Genomic DNA, 19800 nt, shown 5'->3' with positions numbered 1-19800 from the left:
GCGGCTGTCCGGAACCGCCTGCGGAGTCGGCTAGACTCGAAGGCGCTGTGCGGTTCTCGGACCGCATCGCGGGGATGTAGCTCAATGGTAGAGCCCCAGTCTTCCAAACTGGCTACGCGGGTTCGATTCCCGTCATCCCCTCCGCTCACGGCCCCGTGAAGGCGTCGCCGACTTCGTCGGCTAGACTTCACGGGGCCGTTTCGTGTTCCCGTGCGGGGACTCCCCGGGGCGTAGCTCAGCTTGGTAGAGCGCCCGCTTTGGGAGCGGGAGGCCGCAGGTTCAAATCCTGTCGCCCCGACAATCGGCCCACCCAGACCTACGATCCCGTCGCGCGACCTGCGCGCGGGAGGAGTCACGAGGAGAACGAACCCCTATGGTCACCAGCACCGTCGAGAAGCTCAGCCCCACCCGGGTCAAGCTGCACATCACGGTCACCCCCGACGAGCTCAAGCCGAGCATCCAGCACGCGTACGAGCACATCGCGCGCGACGTGCAGGTCCCCGGCTTCCGCAAGGGGAAGGTTCCGGCTCCGATCATCGACCAGCGCGTCGGCCGCGGCGCCGTCATCGAGCACGCCGTGAACGAGGGCCTCGACGGCTTCTTCCGTGCCGCCGTCGCCGAGAACGACATCAAGATGCTGGGCCGTCCCTCGGCCGACATCGTCGAGTGGCCCAGCGAGAAGGACTTCTCGGGCGACCTCGTGGTCGACGTCGAGGTCGACGTGCGCCCCGAGTTCGAGCTGCCCGACTACGAGAGCCTCACGATCACGGTCGACGCGGCCGAGGTCGACGACGCGAAGCTCGATGAGGAGCTCGACCGCCTGCGCGCCCGCTTCGGCACCCTGATCCCCGTCGACCGTCCCGCCGCCAAGGGAGACTTCGTCGAGCTCGACATGGTCGCCACGATCGACGGCGCCGAGATCGACCGCGCCGAGGGCGTGTCGTACGAGGTCGGCTCGGGCGAGCTGCTCGAGGGCATCGACGAGGCCATCGAGTCGCTGACGGCGGGCGAGGACACCACGTTCCGCTCCACGCTGGTCGGCGGCGACCACGCCGGCGAGGAGGCCGAGGTCTCCGTGAGCGTCAAGGCCGTCAAGGAGCGCGAGCTGCCCGAGGCCGACGACGACTTCGCCCAGATGGCGAGCGAGTTCGACACGATCGCCGAGCTGCGTGACAGCCTCCGCGAGCAGGTCGCGTCGCGCAGTGCCTTCTCGCAGGGCTCGGCGGCCCGCGACAAGCTCATCGAGACGCTGCTCGAGAAGGTCGAGATCGCGGTTCCCGAGCAGCTCGTCGAGGACGAGGTGCACAGCCACCTCGAGCAGGAGAACCGTCTCGAGGACGACGAGCACCGCGCCGAGGTCAAGGAGGCCAGCGAGAAGCAGTTCCGCACGCAGATGCTGCTCGACGCGATCGCCGAGAAGCTCGAGGTGCAGGTCTCGCAGGACGAGTTCACGCAGTACCTGATCCAGATGTCGGGTCAGTACGGCATGGCGCCCCAGCAGTTCATCGAGGCGCTGCAGCAGGGCAACCAGCTGCAGGCCGTGATCGGCGATGTCGCCCGCAACAAGGCGCTCGCGATCGTCCTGGGCAAGGTCGAGGTCGTCGACACCAACGGCAAGCCGGTGGACCTGTCGGGCTTCGCCGCGGTCGAGGAGGACGAGGCCGCGGACGCCGAGGCCCCCGCCGAGACGACCGACGAGGTCGCCGCTGAGGAGCCGGGGGCCGACGAGGCCGCGGTCGAGGCGGCCCCGGTCGAGGAGAAGCCCAAGAAGACGACGCGCAAGAAGAAGACCGAGGAGCCCGCCGCGGAGTGATCCGCGACGTCGCACCCGAGTAGTCTTCGACTGTCTCTCGAAGGGGGATGGATGCCCGCGGGCATCCGTCCCCCTTCTGCTTCTGCAGCATCCCGATCAGGAGGCTCCATGGCCGTCACCGACTTCGACCAGTGGCAGGCGCGCGTCGACGCGGTCTGGCAGGATCGCGCGCTCAGCGCCGACGAGCGGATCGCGCGGATCGACGCGCTGGCGACCGAGCTGGGCGACGACCATCCTGTGTCGCTGTTCGAGCGCGCCGGGGCACGCGACAGCGCCGGCCGCGAGTCCGAGGCCGAGCCGCTGTACCGCCGGGCGATCGAGCGAGGACTCGACGACCGTCGCCGTGCGCGGGCGACGATCCAGCTGGCCAGCACCCTGCGCAACCTCGGCGAGACCGACGACGCCCTCGCCCTGCTCGATGCCGAGCGTCAGCGCAGCGGCGCCGAGCTGCGCGACGAGCTGGCCGCCTTCACGGCGCTCACGCTGGCGTCGGCGGGCGACCCGGTTCGAGCGGTGTCGGTGGCGCTCACCGCCCTCGCACCGCACCTGACGTTCTACACGCGCTCTGTCATGGGATACGCGGCCGAACTGGCGTCCGATTGACCGTCAGGGCCGGATGATCGCGCCCGAGCGGGCGGGGATGCCGTCGGCCTCGGCGCCCAGCGGCCGCGTCGCGAACAGCACCTCGCGCGGCGGATCGATCGCCAGCGGCACGTCGTCCAGGTTCACCACGATCTCGAGTGCGCCACGGCGGATCCGGATCCACTTCGGATCCTCGCTCCACTCGGCCGAGAGCCGATCGAACCGCGGATCGGTGAGGTCGGGCTCGCGGCGCCGCAACGCGATGAGCTCCCTGTGCAGCGCGAGCAGACGCGTGTGGCGGGTCTCGCCACCACCGGCCGGATAGGGCTCGTCCCAGTCGAGCTTCGAGCGCTCGAACGTGGCGGGGTCCTGCGGGTCGGGCACGACAGCCGGATCCCAGCCCATCTTCTCGAACTCCGCGATGCGCCCCTTCGCGGTGGCCTCGCCCAGGTCGGCCTCGGGGTGGGACGTGAAGAACTGCCACGGCGTCGAGGCCGCCCACTCCTCGCCCATGAACAGCATGGGCGTGAAGGGGGCGGCGAGCGCCAGCAGCGCCGCCACGGCGAGGAGGTCGTCGTCGAGCGTCTGAGAGAGGCGGTCGCCGGTCGCGCGATTGCCGATCTGGTCGTGATCCTGCGCGTAGGCGACGAGCCGCCACGTCGGGGTCTGAGGCGGGATCGGATGCCCGTGCGCGCGCTCCCGGAAGGACGACCACGTGCCGTCGTGGAAGAAGCCGCGCGTCGCGGCCTTCGCGAGCGCCTCGATGGGCTCGAAGTCGGCGTAGTAGCCCGTGGTCTCACCCGTCACGGCCACGTGCACGGCGTGGTGGTAGTCGTCGCTCCACTGCGCGTGCAGGCCGTAGCCGCCGGCCTCGCGCGGCGTGATGAGCTTCGGATCGTTCATGTCCGACTCGGCGATCAGGGTGAGCGGACGCCGCAGGTGGGCGCTGAGCGCGTCGACGCGTTCGGCCATCTCCTGCAGCAGGTGCGTGGGGGAGTCGTCGACCAGAGCGTGCACGGCGTCCAGGCGCAGCCCGTCGACATGGAAGTCACGCAGCCACATCAGCGCGTTGTCGAGGATGAATTCCCGCACCTCCGGCCGGGAGAGGTCGAGCGACGAGCCCCAGGTGTTCGCACTGTCCTGACGCAGGTAGGGCGCGAGCAGGGGCAGGTAGTTCCCGCTGGGGCCCAGATGGTTGTAGACCACGTCCTGGATGACGCCGAGGCCCGCCGCGTGACAGGCGTCGACGAAGCGCTGATACGCCTCCGGGCCGCCGTAGCTCTCCGACACGGCGTACCAGAGCACCCCGTCGTAGCCCCAGTTCCAGGTGCCGTTGAAGGAGTTCACCGGCAGCAGCTCGACGAAGTCGACGCCGAGGTCGACCAGATGCGGCAGCCGCTCGATCGCGGAGTCCAATGTGCCGCCGGGCGAGCCCCCGCCGCCGGGGGTGAACGTCCCGAGGTGCATCTCGTAGATCACCGCCCCTGCCAGCTGGCGACCGGTCCAGCGCTCATCGGTCCATCCGAACGACGTCAGGTCGTGCACGCGGCTCAGCTCGTGCACCCCGCGGGGCTGGCGCAGCGATCGCGGGTCGGGGATCGGCGTGTCGCGCTCGTCCAGCAGGTAGCCGTAGTCCTGCCCGGGCCGTGACGGCACGTCGGCACGCCACCATCCGGCGTCGTCGCGTGTCATGTCGTGCGTCTCGCCGTCGAGCACCAGCCGCACGGTTTCCGGGAGCGGCGCCCATACCTCGAAGCTCACGATGTCTCCTCTCGCAGCAGCAGCGCGACGGGATAGCGCGACAGCAGATCGGCCAGCGCCACGGCGTCGCCCTCGACCGTCGTGCCGGCGATGGCGTCGGTGTAGCGCCCCGGGGGCACGAGCACCCGCGTATCGCGCCAGCCGCCCGCGCGCTCGAGTCCAAGGGGCAGCCGGGTGGCGACCGCGACCGCACCGCCGCGGTCGAAGGCGACGGCATGCCGCGCGGCGTCTCCGACGACCTCGAGCCCCGCATAGCGCGTGAACAGCTCTGGGCGGTCCCGACGCGCGTGGAGCACCCGGGCCGTGACGAGCAGCTTCGCCGCCGCGGTCTCGTCCACCGGCGGCAGGTCGCCCGCCTCGATCCGTGCGAGCACCTCACGGCGCTCGTCGAAATCGACGGGCAGGCGGTTGTCGGGGTCGACCAGCGAGCGGTTCCACAGCTCCGAGCCCTGGTACACGTCGGGCACGCCGGGGGACGCGAGCTGCAGCAGCTTCGCGGACAGCGAGTTCGACCATCCGGCGGCGCGCACCACCTTGAGGAGCTCCTCGATCGCGCCGCGCACGATGTCGTCGTCGTAGGCCGCGTCCACCAGGGCGTGCAGCTTGCGCTCGTATTCGGCATCCGGCTCGGTCCACGTCGTGCCCGTGGCCGCCTCGCGGGCCGCCTTCTCGGCGTAGGCGTGCGCGCGCTCCCGTGACAGCGGCCAGGCGCCGATCAGCGATTCCCACAGCAGCGCCTCGAGCGGACCGTCCCCCAGCGGGGCACGCGACCGCAGCGTCCGCAGCGTCCGACGCCACAGCTTCGGGTCCTCCGAGAGCGCGTCGATCCGCGCCCGCGTGTCCTCCCCGCGCTTCGTGTCGTGTGTCGAGAGCGTCGTCATCGAGAGGGGCCAGGACGCCTGCCTGGCCGCCTGGCGGCGGTGGAACTCGGCGACGTCGATCGCGAACTCCGACGGGTCCCCACCCACCTCGTTCAGCGAGACCAGCCGCCCGTAGCGGTAGAACGCGGTGTCCTCCACGCCCTTGGCCATCACGGCTCCGGAGGTCTGCTGGAAGCGCACGGCGGCGGGATGGCCCGGGTCCGACAGCAGCGGCAGCAGCCGACCGATGGCGCCCGTCAGATCCGGGCGCAGCCGGCGCGCCATGTCGGCCGCCTCGTGCAGGTGCTCGATCCCCGCAGGCAGGTAGGAGCGGTACACGGGGAAGCACGCGAGCAGCTCCGCGAGCGCGTCCTCGGCGCCTTCGACCGAGGGCACCAGGCGCGCGAGTCGGCGCACCTCGGCCTGCAGCAGCCCGTCGGCGATCCCGCGCTTGCCGTCGTGCACCAGGCGCGTCCAGTCGACGGGGCCGCCGCTCAGCTCCGCCTCCAGCTCGTCGAGCACGGTCTGGGCCGCGGGGTCGACGAGCACGCGGTCGACGTCACCCAGCGCGTCGTATCCGGTGGTCCCCGCGGTGGCCCAGTGCGACGGCAGGGGCTCGCCGGGCTCGAGGATCTTCTCGACGAGCACATACGCGCCGTCGGTCTTCTCGGCGAGCCGCGCGAGATAGCCGGCCGGGTCGGTCAGACCATCCGGGTGATCGATGCGCAGCCCGTCGGCGAGGCCCTCGCGCATCCAGCGCAGGATCTCGGTGTGGGACGCGTCGAAGATCCGCGGGTCCTCCACGCGCACGGCGGCGAGCGTCGACACGGCGAAGAAGCGCCGGTAGTTGAGCTCGTCGTCGCCTCGCCTCCAGCTGACCAGCTCGTAGTGCTGGCGCGCGTGCACGACGCCCGGCGACGCGCCGTCGTCGGCGCTGCCGGGCGCGAGCGGGAACCGGTGCTCGTAGTACCGCAGCGTCCCGTCCTCGATGCTGAGCCCGAGATCCGGCAGCGCGGCGTCTTCGTCGCCGAGCACCGGTACCCGGACGCGCCCCGCGCCCGCCTCCCAGTCGATGTCGAAAGCGTCGGCGTACTGCGACGCGCGCCCGTGCGTCAGCACATCCCACCACCAGGGATTGCCCGAGGGCGTGGCGATGCCCACGTGGTTGGGCACGATGTCGATCAGCACTCCGAGCCCCGCCTTCCGGGCCGCGGCCGAGAACCGCGCCAGTCCGTCGGGACCACCACGGTCGGGATCCACGCGCGTATGGTCGATCACGTCATAGCCGTGATTGGATCCGGGCTCGCTCGCGAGCAGCGGCGACAGGTAGACCGTGTCGACGCCCAGTGCGGCCAGGTAGTCGACGACCCCCGCAGCCGCGTCGAGATCGAACTCGCGTCGGACCTGCAGGCGATACGTCGTGCGCGGCACGCGGCTCATGACTCCTCCTGACGGGCGCCGAGCGCGTGACGCACCGACTCCGCGGGCGACCAGACGGCCTCGGGTTCCGGCTCGCGCCACTCGCGCAGCACCACGATCGAGCGCGCCTCGACGGCCAGCGTCGATCCGGCCTCATGCGGGTTCGGGTCGCGCCCGTCGGCGGTGTTCAGCACCACGTCCCACGCCGTGCAGTACTCCTCGGCGGGCAGGGTGAAGTCGACCGGCTCGTCGTGCGCGTTGAAGCACACCAGGAAGTGACGGTCGACGATCCGCTCGCCGCGCGGCCCCCGCTCCCGGATGCCCTCCCCGTTCAGGAACACACCCAGCGAACGTGCGTAGCTCGTGCCCCAGTCGGCTTCGTCCATGTCGGAGCCGTCGGGCGTCAGCCACACGATGTCGGGCAGGGGATCGCCCTCGCCGCGCCGCACGGGACGCCCGTCGAAGAACCGCCAGCGCCGGAAGGTCGGATGCTCGCGGCGCAGGCGCGAGACGAGCGCCGTGAACTCGATGAGCGGCTCGTCCGCCTGATCCCAGTGCACCCACGTGAGCGGGTTGTCCTGGGCGTAGCCGTTGTTGTTGCCGTCCTGGGTGCGGCCGAGCTCGTCGCCATGCAGCAGCATCGGCACGCCCTGCGACAGCAGCAGCGTGGCCAGCAGGTTGCGCTGCTGACGCGCGCGCAGCTCGAGGATCTGCGGGTCGTCGGTGGGCCCCTCGACGCCGAGGTTGTAGGAGCGGTTGTGGGACTCGCCGTCGCGTCCGTCCTCGCCGTTCGCCTCGTTGTGCTTCTCGTTGTACGAGACCAGGTCGCGCAGCGTGAACCCGTCGTGAGCGGTGACGAAGTTGATCGACGCGAAGGGGCGACGTGCCGTGCCCTCGTACAGGTCGGCGGAGCCGGTGAACCGCGACGCGAACTCGCCCAGGGTCGCGGGCTCTCCGCGCCAGAAGTCGCGCACCGTGTCGCGGAACTTGCCGTTCCACTCCGTCCACTGCGGCGGGAAGTTGCCGACCTGGTAGCCACCGGGTCCGACGTCCCACGGCTCCGCGATCAGCTTGACCTGCGACACCACCGGATCCTGCTGAACCAGGTCGAAGAAGCTCGACAGGCGATCGACCTCGTAGAACTCCCGCGCGAGCGTCGCGGCCAGGTCGAAGCGGAAGCCGTCCACGTGCATCTCGGTCACCCAGTAACGCAGCGAATCCAGGATGAGCTGCAGAGAGTGCGGATTGCGCACGTTCAAGGTGTTGCCCGTGCCGGTGTAGTCCATGTAGTACTGCGGGTCGTCCTCGACCAGCCGGTAGTAGGCGGCGTTGTCGATGCCCTTGAACGACAGGGTCGGACCGAGATGGTTGCCCTCGGCGGTGTGGTTGTAGACGACGTCGAGGATGACCTCGATGCCGGCGGCGTGCAGCGCGCGCACCATTCCCTTGAACTCCTGCACCTGCTCGCCGCGGTCGCCGCTCGAGGAGTACTCGCTGTGCGGGGCGAAGAATCCGAGGGTGTTGTAGCCCCAGTAGTTGCGCAGGCCCTTCTCGAGGAGCACCGAGTCGTGCACGAACTGGTGCACGGGCATCAGCTCGATCGCGGTCACCCCGAGCCGCTGCAGGTGCGCTACGACGGCCGGATGCGCGACACCGGCGTACGTGCCGCGCAGCTGTTCGGGGACGTCGGGATGCAGCTGGGTGAGGCCCTTCACGTGCGCCTCGTAGATCAGCGTGCTGCTGTAGGGCGTGCCCGGTCGGCGGTCACCGCGCCAGTCGAAGTACGGGTTGATGACGACCGCGCGCACGTTGTGGGACGCCGAGTCGTCCTCGTTGCGCTCATCCGGGTCGTCGAAGCGGTGGTCGAAGAGCGACGGGTCCCAGTCGATCGCGCCCGAGAGCGCCTTGGCGTACGGATCGACGAGCAGCTTGCTCGGGTCGCACCGGTGGCCCGCGGACGGCTCGAACGGACCGTGCACCCGGTACCCGTACTGCTGGCCCGGACCGACGTCCGGAAGGTACGCGTGCCAGACGTTGCCGTCCACCTCGATGACGTTCACACGTGTCTCGGTGCCGTCGTCGTCGAACAGGCACAGCTCGACCTTCGTGGCGACCTCGCTGAACAGCGCGAAGTTCGTGCCGTCTCCGTCATATGTCGCGCCGAGCGGGTAGGGACGTCCGGGCCACGTCTCCATGGGGACCTGCCGATCTCTTGAGGTGGGGCGGCTTGGGAACTCGACGCTATTGCGCGCGCGGGAGGGCGAGAAAGGGCTTGCCACCGGTGCCGCGAGGGGTTATCGCGAGCGCCGCTGGATGGGGAGCGTATGCCCACGGCGAACACGCGCGAGGCCCCGATACCCCACGGGTAGGGTCATATCGACGCACCACTGAATGGAGTGAGAATGCCCGAACCGCTGATGGCACAGAGTGTCTTCGACCGGCTGCTGAAGGACCGCATCATCTGGCTTGGCTCGGAGGTGCGCGACGAGAACGCGAACGAGATCTGCGCGAAGATCCTGCTGCTCGCCGCCGAGGACTCGCAGAAGGACATCTACCTCTACATCAACTCGCCCGGCGGATCGATCACGGCCGGCATGGCGATCTACGACACGATGCAGTTCGTGCCCAACGACATCGTCACGGTCGGCATCGGCATGGCCGCCTCGATGGGGCAGCTGCTGCTCACCAGCGGCACCAAGGGCAAGCGCTACATCACGCCGAACGCGCGTGTGCTGCTGCACCAGCCGCACGGCGGCTTCGGCGGCACCGCGAGCGACATCCAGACGCAGGCGCAGCTCATCCTCGACATGAAGCGTCGACTGGCGGAGATCACGGCCGCTCAGACCGGCAAGTCCGTCGAGCAGATCAACGAGGACGGCGACCGCGACCGCTGGTTCTCTGCTGAGGAGGCCCTCGAGTACGGCTTCGTGGACCACATCCGCGAGCACGCCGTCGACGTGACCGGCGCCGGCGGCACCGACCGCGACGCGAACTGAGCCCAGAGAAGGACGTACGAAGATGCACACCCCCTACACCGGCCAGACTTCGCCGCAGGGCCTGCAGCTGCCCGGCAGCCGCTACATCCTGCCCCAGTTCGAGGAGCGCACGGCCTACGGCTACAAGCGTCAGGACCCGTACAACAAGCTGTTCGAGGACCGCGTGATCTTCCTCGGCGTGCAGGTCGACGACGCGTCGGCCGATGACGTGATGGCGCAGCTGCTCGTGCTCGAGAGCCAGGATCCCGACCGCGACATCATCATGTACATCAACTCGCCCGGCGGTTCGTTCACGGCCATGACGGCGATCTACGACACGATGCAGTACATCTCGCCCCAGATCCAGACGGTGGTGCTGGGGCAGGCCGCGTCGGCGGCAGCCGTGCTGCTGGCGGCCGGCGCGCCCGGAAAGCGACTGGCCCTGCCGAACGCGCGCATCCTGATCCACCAGCCCGCCGTCGGCGAGGCCGGCCACGGTCAGGCGTCGGACATCGAGATCCAGGCCGCCGAGATCCTGCGCATGCGCACGTGGCTCGAGGAGACTCTGGCGAAGCACTCGAACAAGTCGGTCGAGGAGGTCCACAAGGACATCGACCGCGACAAGATCCTGGGCGGAGCCGAGGCGGTCGAGTACGGCCTGGTGGACCAGGTCCTCACGACGCGGAAGCGCCAGCCGGCGATCTCGAAGTGAGCGCAGCGCTCGCCGTGAGCGCCATCGCGTGAGCAGCCCTGAGGCGCCCCGGACCGGAGAGGTCCGGGGCGCCTCGTCGTCGCCTGTAATATCCGTGAAACCGCGTCGCGACAGGATGGCGTCACGGCTGTGGAACGAGAGGCGATGAGATGACGAGCGAGCGAACGGCGACGGGGCACCACCGCGAAGGGGTGTTCGTCAAGGCGATGGGAACGGTCGACGCGCTGTTCGTCGGCTTCGGCGCGATGATCGGCTTCGGCTGGATCACCCTCACGGGCGGCTGGCTCTCCTCCGCCGGCACGTGGGGAGCGATCCTCGCGTTCGTCGTCGGCGGCGCGATCATGATGCTCGTCGGCCTCGTCTACTCCGAGCTGGTCTCGGCGATGCCGCGCGCGGGCGGGGAGCACAACTACCTCATGCGCGGAATGGGCCCGCGCTGGTCGCTCGTGGGATCGTGGGCGATCACGGGCGGGTACATCACGGTGATCATGTTCGAGGCCGTGGCGACACCGCGCACGTTCGACTATCTCTTCCCGGGCCTCGCGTCGCTGATGCCGATGTACGAGGTCGCCGGGTTCCAGGTGGGGCTGCCGTGGGCCCTGGTCGGCGTCGTGGCCGCCGTCGTCGTGACGTGGATCAACATCCGCGGGGTGAAGATCACGTCGCTCGTGCAGACGTTCGTGGTCTCCTTCCTTCTGCTCGTGGCGGCGGTGCTGGTCTTCGGCGGCGCCGTCGGCGGGGACGTCGCCAACACCGAGCCGGCCTTCGCCGGCGGAGCGGCGGGCTTCGCGATCGTGCTGGGCGCCGTGCCGTTCCTCTTCGTCGGCTTCGACGTCATCCCGCAGGCCGCCGAGGAGATCGACCTCCCGCCCCGGCGCATCGGCCGCGTGCTGATCCTGTCGGTCGCGATGGCGGTGGCCTTCTACCTGGTCGTGATCTACGTCACGTCGCTCGCACGGCCCGCCTCGGAGCTCGCCGCATTCGACCTCGCGACGGCCGACGCCCTGACCGTGATGCTCGGATCCGAGGTCTGGGGTCGCATCGTGATCGCCGGCGGCCTCGCCGGCATCCTGACCTCCTGGATCGGCTTCCTGCTGGGCGCGTCGCGCCTGCTGTGGGCCATGTCGACCTCCGGCATGATCCCCGCCTGGTTCGGTCACATCCACCCGCGTTACAAGACGCCGTCGAACGCGATCCTGTTCATCGGCGCGCTCTCCGTGATCGCCCCCTTCGGCGGCACCGCCGTTCTCGGATGGGCCGTGGACGGCGGCTCGCCGATGATCGTGCTCGCCTACGCGCTGGTGGCCATCTCGTTCTGCCTGCTGCGCGTCAAGGACCCGGGCATGGAGCGGCCGTTCCGCGTCGGCAGCGGCCGCACGACAGGCATGGCGGTCGGGATCGCCGCGTCGGTGCTGTGCGTGATCCTCTTCCTGCTGTACATCCCGGGCCTGACGCCGATCAGCATCACGCTGGCCTGGCAGTCGTACGCGATCTTCGCGGCATGGATGATCGTCGGCATCGTGTTCGCATCGCGACTGCCCGGCGGCATCAAGGCCGGGCCGGAGACCGAGGCCATCCTGCTGTCGGAGATCGCCGCGCGCCGTCAGAAGGCCGAGCGCGCGCGTGCGGGCGGCTGATCGCCCGTGACCGGACTGTCACCGTTTGCGGCGCGCGCCGCGGGCCCCGTGTCGGTGGCAGCGGTTAGGCTCGTGGAGACTCGAACGGAAAGGCCCGAGGAGGACACGCATGGCTCGCATCGGTGAGAGCGCCGACCTGTTCAAGTGCTCCTTCTGCGGCAAGAGCCAGAAGCAGGTGCAGCAGCTGATCGCCGGTCCCGGCGTGTACATCTGCGACGAGTGCGTCGAGCTGTGCAACGAGATCATCGAAGAGCGGATGGCCGAGTCGGCCGGCTCGGGTGAGGTGGCCGAGTTCGATCTGCCCAAGCCGCGAGAGATCTTCCAGTTCCTCGAGGAGTACGTCGTGGGCCAGGAGCCCGCGAAGCGCGCGCTCGCGGTCGCGGTGTACAACCACTACAAGCGCGTGCGTGCCCGCGGCGAGCTGAAGCCGGCCGACCAGAAGGCCGAGGACATCGAGGTCGCCAAGAGCAACATCCTGATGCTCGGGCCGACGGGCTGCGGCAAGACCTACCTGGCTCAGACGCTGGCAAAGCGCCTCAACGTGCCGTTCGCGGTGGCCGACGCCACGGCGTTGACCGAAGCCGGTTACGTGGGCGAGGACGTCGAGAACATCCTGCTCAAGCTGCTGCAGGCGGCCGACTTCGACGTCAAGCGCGCCGAGACGGGCATCATCTACATCGACGAGGTCGACAAGATCGCCCGCAAGGCCGAGAACCCGTCGATCACGCGCGACGTCTCCGGCGAGGGCGTGCAGCAGGCGCTGCTGAAGATCCTCGAGGGCACGGTCGCGTCGGTGCCGCCCCAGGGCGGGCGCAAGCACCCGCATCAGGAGTTCATCCAGATCGACACGACGAACGTGCTGTTCATCGTGGCGGGCGCCTTCGCCGGCCTGGAGGACATCATCTCGGCGCGCGTCGGCAAGCACGGCGTCGGCTTCGGGGCGCCTCTGCACGACAAGAACGACGACAGCGCGCTGTTCAGCGAGGTGCTGCCCGAGGACCTGCACAAGTTCGGGCTGATCCCCGAGTTCATCGGTCGCCTGCCCGTGGTGGCCTCGGTGCAGCCGCTGGATCAGGATGCGCTCATGGAGATCCTGACGGTGCCGCGCAACGCGCTGGTCAAGCAGTACCAGCGGATGTTCGAGCTCGACGGCGTGCAGCTCGAGTTCGAGGAGGACGCGCTGCGCGCGATCGCGGACCTGGCGGTCGAGCGCAAGACCGGCGCGCGCGGCCTGCGCGCGATCCTGGAGGACGTGCTGGGTCCCATCATGTTCGAGATCCCCTCGTCGGAAGACGTCGCGAAGGTGATCGTGACCCGTGCCGCGGTCGAAGAGGGGGCCGATCCGACCCTGGTGCTGGCGCAGAAGAAGAAGTCGGCCTGACGCCACTCGCGGCGGCCGGCGGTCAGCTCTTGCCCACTGCGAGCTGTGCCCGCACGGCCGGGTCATCGTCCAGGAACCCGGGCTCGGCCTCGGCGCCGACGGCGTCGAAATAGCGGCTCAGGAAGCAGCGGTAGGCGGCGGCGTATGCGATGTCCGCGATGTTGAGGTCGCTGAATCCGAGGGCGCGGAGCCGTTCGATGTCGGCCGGCGCGATACGCGACGCATCGATCGCGATCTGCTGCGCATAGTCGAGCATCGCCACCTCCCGGTCGGTCAGGCCCGCCGTGTGATGGTCCCTCTGGATCGCCAGGGCCTGCTCGCGTCCCACGAATCGCGACAGCCCTCGGAAGTACACGTGGCTGCAGTAGCTCGACGGCACGTGCTTCGCGACGACCAGCGTGATCATGCGGAACGCCTCCAGGCCGAGCGAGAATCCGTCGCGCAACTGGTTGAGGAGCCGATCCACGGGCACGAGCAGGTCGGGCCGTGCCGAGAGGCTCCGTGTCGCGTTCATGACGGCGCCCATGTCGCCGCGCTCGGCTGCGTAGACATCCGCGATGTCGCCGCGTGCCTCCTCCTCCGAGACAGTCTCGAGGTACATGCTCCCGTCCTCTCGCCGCGGGTCTCCTGCGCGAAGCGTAGACCCGCGGCGGTCTGGGCGACAGGTCAGCCGTCGAGCCCGCGCCGCTTCAGCAGCGGCGCGATCTCCGCGTCGCGGCCGCGGAAGTCGCGATACGCCTCGAGGGGATCCTTGGTGCCGCCGACGCCCAGCAGGCGCGCGCGGAAGCGGTCGCCGTTCGCGCGCGTGAGGCCACCGTTCTCGCGGAACCACTCGACGGTGTCGGCGTCGAGGACCTCCGCCCAGATGTACGAGTAGTAGCCTGCGCTGTACCCGCCCGAGAAGACGTGCGCGAAGTAGGTCGACGAGTAGCGCGGGGGGATGACGGGGGACGCGAGACCGATATCGGCGAGTGCCGCCGCTTCGAACTCCGCGACGTCGCTGACCGCCGCGGCCTCGGCGCTCGACAGTGAATGCCATGCCTGGTCGAGCCAGGCCGCCGCGAGGTACTCGCTGGTGGCGAAGCCCTGGTTGAACGCCTCGCTGGCGCGCAACCGGTCGACGACGTCCGCCGGGAGGGGCTCCCCGGTCTCGTGATGCACCGCGTATGACGCGAGCACCTCAGGCCACAGGATCCACATCTCGTTGACCTGGCTGGGGAACTCCACGAAGTCGCGGTGCACCGCCGTGGCGGCGAAGTGGGGGAACGTCGCTGTGGCGAACAGTCCGTGCAGGGCGTGTCCGAACTCGTGGAAGAGCGTGGTCACCTGGTCGAGCGTGAGCAGCGTGGGCTCGCCGGGCGCCGGCTTGGGCACGTTGAGGTTGTTCACCACGACGGGCTGCGTTCCGCGCAGGCGCGACTGCTTCACGATCGAGTTCATCCATGCGCCACCGCGCTTCGTGTCTCGCGTGTAGAGATCGAGCACATACAGGCCAAGTGCTGAGCCGTCCTCGTTGAACACCTCGAACGTGCGTGCGTCCGGGTGGTAGGCGGGGATGTCCGCGCGCTCGCGGAACGATAGGCCGTACAGCAGCGCGGCGGCGCGGAACACGCCGTCCACGAGCACGCGCTCGGCCTCGAACCACGGGCGCAGCGCGGCGGTGTCGATGTCGTACTCGGCCGCGCGAACCTTCTCGGTCCAGTACGCCCAGTCGTGCGCCGCGAGCGGGTAGGGGCGCTCCGCCGTGGCATCGACGAGCCGTTGCAACGAGGCGGCCTCGGAGGCCGCATTGCGCGCCGCGGGACCCGCAAGCTCGCGGAGCAGGCTGTGGACGGCCTCCGGGCTGCCGGCGGTCTGGTCAGCCGTCACGTAGGCGCTGTGCGAGGGGTAGCCCAGAAGCTCGGCTCGCTCGGCGCGCAGCCGCGTGATCTCCCGCAGCACGGTGCGGTTGTCATGCGCGTTGCCTCGCGAACCGCGCGCGCGCGATGCCGCCATGATCCGCTCACGCGTCGACCGGTTCGTCAGCTGCGCCAGATACGGGTGGCCCGAGAACAGGGTGAGCGTCACGAGCAGCTTGCCGTCGAGGCCGCGGCCTCGCGCCGCTTCGGCGGCCGCCGACAGCTCGCCCGCAGTCAGCCCGTCGAGTTCGGCCGGGTCGTCGAAGACCACCGCGAGGTCGTTGGTGTCGGCCAGCAGGTTCTTCTCGAACTGCGTCGTCAGCTCCGACAAGCGGCGGTTCACGGCCCGCAGGCGCTCCTTCGCACTGTCGTCGAGCGCGGCGCCGGCGTGCGTCATCTCGCGATAGCGGCGCTCGACGAGCCGGCGCTGCTCGGGATCGAGCCCCAGCTCGTCGATCCGCTCGAAGAGCGCACGGATGCGGGCGTACAGCCGGGCATCGAGCTGGATGGCGTCGGAGTGGGCCGCCATGAGAGGGGCGAGGCGCTCATCGATCTCCTGGATCTCCGGCGACGCATCCGCGGAGCTCACGGTGTAGAAGGCCTGGCCGACCCGCTCCAGCAGCTCGCCCGCGCGCTCGAGAGCCAGCATGGTGTTGTCGAACGTCGGCTCGTCGGGGGTCGACGCGATGGCCTCGACCTCGGCGCGGTGCTCGGCGAATGCCGCCTCGAACGCCGGGAGGTAGTGCTCCGGCTCGATCGCGGCGTAGTCGGGCAGGCCGTATGGGAGGGGCGACGGGGCGAGGAGCGGGTTGAACGCGGGGACCTCTGTCATGCGCTCAGCCTAGCGAGGGGTGCAGCCATCCATTTGCAAAGATCTGCCTGCAAAGGAACTCTTGCAAAGAAATCTTTGCAGAGCTACCATGGGTCCATGCACCCGAAGAAGGATCAGGCGACGACCGAGCAGAATCGTGTACTCGGCGTCGCCGCCCTGCGAGCGCTCGGTCATCCGCTTCGCGCGCGCATCTTCGACCTGCTCAGCCAGTACGGGCCGCAGACATCGAGCACGCTCGCGGAGCTGATGGGGGAGTCGTCGGGATCCACGAGCTATCACCTGCGCATCCTCGCGCGGCAGAACCTCATCCGCGAGATCCCCGAGCGCAGCAGCGGTCGCGAGCGCTGGTGGGAGCGCCCGCCGGGCGGTGTCACCATGGACGGCGCCGAGATCGCGCACACTCCGGCCGGCCGCGCCGCGCTGCAGGTGGCCGTTGCCGAGACGCACCGGCTGCGTTACGAGGAGCTGACCGAGTTCCTGCTCCAGCGTGCGGAGCGGGAGCCGGAGGAGTGGCAGCGGGCGAGCACCTCGATCACCGCCTCCACGCGCATGACCGCCGCGCAGCTGGAGGAGGTGTCGCGCAAGATCGACGAGCTCATCACCGAGACGATCCGTCGCTACCGCCACCAGGAGGGCGACGATGTGCGGCCCGTGACGCTGCGCGCCGATCTGTTTCCCCTCAAAGCACCGGGAGCCACATCATGACCGCGCTCACCGCGCATCATCGTCGCGTACCCCGGGTCCCCGCGGTGCGCACCACCTGGCCGGAGCGCCTGGCCCTGAGCGCCGCCGTGGCGCTCGCCGGCGCCATCCATCGTCGTGTCGCACGCCGCATCGCCGGTTGGGAGGCGTCGCGCGATCGCGAGCGCCACCATCGCGGCCAGCTGCACGCCGCGACACGCGAGATGGCGCTCGGTCCGCAGCACATCTGAGCCGCGCGCCGAGCGCCATCGTCACGAGCGCGGGTCAGCGCTCCTCGTCGTCCATGCCGTCGATGTGCCCGACGACGGCTCGGCCGTCCGCGCCGAGGGACACGGTGACCCCGGTGTCGAGTTCGGCGATGGGGCGACCCTCGAGCCAGGTGAGCGTCCAACCGGGCATCGCGCCGCCCTGCACCGCTGCCGCGGTGAGGTGCTGCTCCACCTGCGCGATCGTCTCGCGCAGCTCCGCCGGCACCGAGGCCGGGGGCTGTGATCCTGCGTTCCAGCGGGTTCCGAGCTGCATCAGTCCTCCTGCTCCGCGAGGTCGATCCGCGTCACCGCGAATGCCTCGCCGTCGGTGATCTCGAGGTCGGCGATCCGGCCCACGGCCTTGAGGTCGTCGGCCGCGAGGCGCAGCGCCGTCGCGGTCTCAGCCGGAGCGGTGATGGCAGCGGATGCGACCGGCGTCTTCTGCGAGGCCTTGGCCTCGGTCTTCGCCCGGCGCACGCCGATGAGGGCCTCGCTCGCGGCCGTGAGCACGCGCCGGTCCCCCTCGACACCCGTCGCGGTGGGCCACGCGGCTGTGTGCACGGATCCCTCGCGGAACCACGACCACGTCTCCTCCGCGGCGAACGCGAGGACGGGGGCGAAGAGGCGGATGAGCGTCTCCAGTGCGGTGCGCAGCGCCAGAGCCGCCGATGCCTGACCGGGGTGCTCCGGGTTGTAGGCGCGCTCCTTCACCAACTCGAGGTAGTCGTCGCAGAAGGTCCAGAAGAACGACTCGGTCAGTTCGAGCGCCCGCGCGTGGTCGTACGACTCCAGCGCCTTGGTGGCGTCGGCCAGCACGCCGTCGAGCGTGGCGAGCATCGAGCGGTCGAGCGGCTCGGTGATCTCGGCGCCCGCCGGCAGTGGGAACCCGAGTACGAACTTGGCGGCGTTGAGCAGCTTGATCGCCAGTCGACGTCCGATCTTGATCTGCGTGGGGTTCTGCGGGTCGAACGCGGCGTCGGTTCCCAGGCGGCTGGACGCCGCCCAGTAGCGGACGGCATCCGATCCGTGCTGATCCAGGATGTCGGCGGGCGTGACGACATTGCCCTTCGACTTCGACATCTTCTTGCGGTCGGGATCGACGATGAAGCCGGAGATGGACGCGTTCGCCCACGGCGTGCGGTCGTCCTCCAGCGCGCTGCGCAGGAGCGTCGAGAAGAGCCACGTGCGGATGATGTCCTGCCCCTGCGGGCGCACGTCGAACGGCGCCACGAGGTTCCACAGCTCCTCGTCGCGCTGCCAGCCGCCCACGATCTGGGGGGTGAGCGACGAGGTCGCCCACGTGTCCAGCACGTCCGTCTCGCCGACGAAGCCCCCCGGCACGCCGCGCTGGTCCTCGGTGAACCCGTCCGGCACGTCGGTCGAGGGGTCGACGGGCAGCTGGTCGGTCGTCGCGTACAGGACGTCGCCCTGCTCGCCGTTCTCGTCGATCCGGTACCAGACGGGGATCGGCACGCCGAAGAAGCGCTGCCGAGAGACCAGCCAGTCGCCCGAGAGGCCGTTGACCCAGTTCTCGTAGCGCACGCGCATGAACTCGGGGTGCCAGTCGATCTCCCGGCCGAGCTCAAGGAGGCGCTCCTTGAGCTTCTCGTCGCGGGCGCCGTTGGTGAGATACCACTGCTTGGTCGAGACGATCTCGAGCGGGCGGTCGCCCTTCTCGAAGAACTTCACGGGGTGCATGAAGGGTTTGCCGACTTCGAGGAGGCGGCCGGAGGCCTCGAGAAGCTCGACCATCTTCTTCTTGGCGCTGAAGACCGTCAGGCCGACGAGCTCGGCATACGCCGCCTTGCCCTCGTCGGTCGTGATCGCGTCCGGGGCATCCGCCACGACGCGGCCGTCGAGACCGATGATGGTGCGGATCGGCAGGTCGAGCTCGCGCCACCAGATCATGTCGGTGACGTCGCCGAACGTGCAGACCATCGCGATGCCCGAGCCCTTGTCCTGCTGGGCGAGGGGGTGGGGAAGCACGGGCACCTCGACGCCGAAGACCGGCGTCGTGACCGTCTTGCCGAAGTACGGCTGATAGCGCTCGTCATCCGGGTGAGCGACGAGTGCGACGCAGGCGGCGAGCAGCTCGGGACGCGTGGTCATGATCTCGATGTCGCCCGAGCCGTCGGTCTTGGCGAACGCGAGCCGGTGATACGAGGCCTGCTGCTCGCGGTCCTCGAGCTCGGCCTGAGCGATCGCGCTGCGGAAATCGACGTCCCACAGGGTGGGGGCCAGCGCCCGATACGCCTCGCCTCGGTCGGCCGAGCGGAGGAACGCCAGCTGGCTGGTGCGGATGGTGTCGTCCGAGATCGTGCGGTAGGTCTGCGTCCAGTCGACTGAGAGGCCGAGCTTGCGCCACAGCTCCTCGAAGGTCTTCTCATCCTCGACCGTGAGCTTCTCACACAGCTCGATGAAGTTGCGGCGGCTGACGGGCACCTGATCGGCGGCCTTCAGGCTCTTCGCGTTGCCCTCGAAGGGCGGCGTGAAGTCGGGGTCGTACGGCAGCGACGGGTCGCAGCGCACGCCGTAGTAGTTCTGCACGCGGCGCTCGGTGGGCAGGCCGTTGTCGTCCCAGCCGATCGGGTAGAACACGGTCTTGCCGCGCATGCGCTCGAATCGCGCCTTGACATCGGTGTGGGTGTACGAGAACACGTGGCCGATGTGCAGCGATCCCGACGCCGTCGGCGGCGGAGTGTCGACCGAGTAGACGCCGGGGCGGCCGACGGCCTTCGCGGCGTCGCGGTCGAACAGGTACGTGCCCTGCTCTTCCCACACGGCACCCCACTTGTCTTCGAGACCCTCGAGTGCGGGCTTGTCGGGAATGGCTGCCATAGAGGATCTCCTCGCTATATGCGGCACGGTGTCTGCGTGCCTGAGTGTGGGGTTGTGCGTCGAGTCTACCGGGGTCCCCGCGCCCGGAACCGGGACATCGGCAGGAAGCCGGAATGCAGGACGCATCCCTTCGTGGAGGTCC

15 protein-coding genes and 2 tRNA genes are annotated in these 19800 nt (G+C 69.5%); 10 read left to right on the top strand and 7 right to left on the bottom strand.

Features of this window, described 5'->3' with window-relative positions; translation table 11 throughout:
* The first annotated feature begins 70 nt into the window (after positions 1 to 70).
* The 4 genes from ABTW64_RS01665 (at position 71) to ABTW64_RS01650 (ending at position 2416) form a co-directional block, all read left to right on the top strand.
* A tRNA-Gly gene (locus tag ABTW64_RS01665) sits at positions 71 to 141 on the top strand.
* A gap of 83 nt (positions 142 to 224) precedes the next feature.
* Positions 225 to 298, top strand: a tRNA-Pro gene (locus tag ABTW64_RS01660).
* A gap of 75 nt (positions 299 to 373) precedes the next feature.
* On the top strand, positions 374 to 1813 hold the full coding sequence (tig, locus tag ABTW64_RS01655) for a trigger factor (RefSeq protein WP_350618508.1): 1440 nt from the start codon (positions 374 to 376) through the stop codon (positions 1811 to 1813).
* Positions 1814 to 1921: 108 nt separating this feature from the next.
* Positions 1922 to 2416, top strand: a complete 495-nt coding sequence (locus ABTW64_RS01650) for a tetratricopeptide repeat protein (RefSeq protein ID WP_350618506.1) — start codon at positions 1922 to 1924, stop codon at positions 2414 to 2416.
* Positions 2417 to 2419: 3 nt separating this feature from the next.
* Here the strand turns inward: ABTW64_RS01650 and treZ are convergent, their stop codons facing one another.
* Genes treZ through glgX form a run of 3 tightly spaced genes read right to left on the bottom strand, consistent with a single transcriptional unit; the run spans position 2420 to position 8630 of the window.
* Positions 2420 to 4156: a malto-oligosyltrehalose trehalohydrolase gene (gene treZ, locus ABTW64_RS01645; RefSeq protein WP_350618504.1), complete on the bottom strand. Its 1737-nt coding sequence runs from the start codon at positions 4154 to 4156 to the stop codon at positions 2420 to 2422.
* Positions 4153 to 6456 (bottom strand): malto-oligosyltrehalose synthase, encoded by a 2304-nt coding sequence (gene treY, locus ABTW64_RS01640; RefSeq protein WP_350618502.1) that lies wholly within the window; start codon positions 6454 to 6456, stop codon positions 4153 to 4155. The genes treZ and treY overlap by 4 nt, the downstream gene beginning before the upstream one ends.
* Complete coding sequence (gene glgX / locus ABTW64_RS01635) at positions 6453 to 8630, bottom strand: glycogen debranching protein GlgX (RefSeq protein ID WP_350618500.1); 2178 nt, start codon at positions 8628 to 8630, stop codon at positions 6453 to 6455. Before glgX ends, treY begins: the two co-directional genes overlap by 4 nt.
* 207 nt (positions 8631 to 8837) lie before the next feature.
* Between glgX and ABTW64_RS01630 the strand changes: the two genes are divergently transcribed.
* From ABTW64_RS01630 to clpX, 4 genes are all read left to right on the top strand, one after another.
* On the top strand, positions 8838 to 9431 hold the full coding sequence (locus ABTW64_RS01630; protein ID WP_350618498.1) for an ATP-dependent Clp protease proteolytic subunit: 594 nt from the start codon (positions 8838 to 8840) through the stop codon (positions 9429 to 9431).
* A gap of 22 nt (positions 9432 to 9453) precedes the next feature.
* Positions 9454 to 10122, top strand: a complete 669-nt coding sequence (locus tag ABTW64_RS01625; RefSeq protein WP_350618496.1) for an ATP-dependent Clp protease proteolytic subunit — start codon at positions 9454 to 9456, stop codon at positions 10120 to 10122.
* 149 nt (positions 10123 to 10271) lie between these two features.
* A complete protein-coding gene (locus ABTW64_RS01620) occupies positions 10272 to 11759 on the top strand; it encodes an APC family permease (protein ID WP_350618494.1) in 1488 nt (495 codons plus the stop codon).
* Between the two features lie 109 nt (positions 11760 to 11868).
* Positions 11869 to 13140 carry an ATP-dependent Clp protease ATP-binding subunit ClpX gene (gene clpX, locus ABTW64_RS01615; protein WP_350618492.1) on the top strand — a complete coding sequence of 424 codons (1272 nt, stop codon included), beginning with the start codon at positions 11869 to 11871 and terminating at the stop codon, positions 13138 to 13140.
* 22 nt (positions 13141 to 13162) lie between these two features.
* Here the strand turns inward: clpX and ABTW64_RS01610 are convergent, their stop codons facing one another.
* On the bottom strand, positions 13163 to 13741 hold the full coding sequence (locus tag ABTW64_RS01610; RefSeq protein WP_350618490.1) for a carboxymuconolactone decarboxylase family protein: 579 nt from the start codon (positions 13739 to 13741) through the stop codon (positions 13163 to 13165).
* Between the two features lie 65 nt (positions 13742 to 13806).
* Entirely contained in the window at positions 13807 to 15870 is a 2064-nt protein-coding gene (locus ABTW64_RS01605; protein WP_350618488.1) for a M3 family metallopeptidase, read from the bottom strand.
* 96 nt (positions 15871 to 15966) lie between these two features.
* Between ABTW64_RS01605 and ABTW64_RS01600 the strand changes: the two genes are divergently transcribed.
* Both ABTW64_RS01600 and ABTW64_RS01595 read left to right on the top strand, forming a co-directional pair.
* The gene (locus tag ABTW64_RS01600; RefSeq protein ID WP_350618486.1) at positions 15967 to 16575 is read left to right on the top strand and encodes a winged helix-turn-helix domain-containing protein; all 609 of its coding nucleotides are present in this window, start codon (positions 15967 to 15969) and stop codon (positions 16573 to 16575) included.
* A complete protein-coding gene (locus ABTW64_RS01595; RefSeq protein ID WP_350618484.1) occupies positions 16572 to 16802 on the top strand; it encodes a hypothetical protein in 231 nt (76 codons plus the stop codon). Before ABTW64_RS01600 ends, ABTW64_RS01595 begins: the two co-directional genes overlap by 4 nt.
* Before the next feature lie 34 nt (positions 16803 to 16836).
* Here ABTW64_RS01595 and ABTW64_RS01590 read toward each other — a convergent pair whose 3' ends face one another.
* The gene (locus tag ABTW64_RS01590) at positions 16837 to 17094 is read right to left on the bottom strand and encodes a hypothetical protein (RefSeq protein WP_350618482.1); all 258 of its coding nucleotides are present in this window, start codon (positions 17092 to 17094) and stop codon (positions 16837 to 16839) included.
* Positions 17094 to 19658, bottom strand: a complete 2565-nt coding sequence (gene valS / locus ABTW64_RS01585) for a valine--tRNA ligase (protein WP_350618480.1) — start codon at positions 19656 to 19658, stop codon at positions 17094 to 17096. Before valS ends, ABTW64_RS01590 begins: the two co-directional genes overlap by 1 nt.
* Positions 19659 to 19800 lie beyond the last annotated feature (142 nt).

It is taken from the genome of Microbacterium sp. NPDC096154, from assembly GCF_040302945.1.
Taxonomy (GTDB): Bacteria; Actinomycetota; Actinomycetes; order Actinomycetales; family Microbacteriaceae; genus Microbacterium.
The sequence above is the reverse complement of the archived record's forward strand: the minus strand, read 5'-3'. Positions and strand labels throughout refer to the sequence as shown.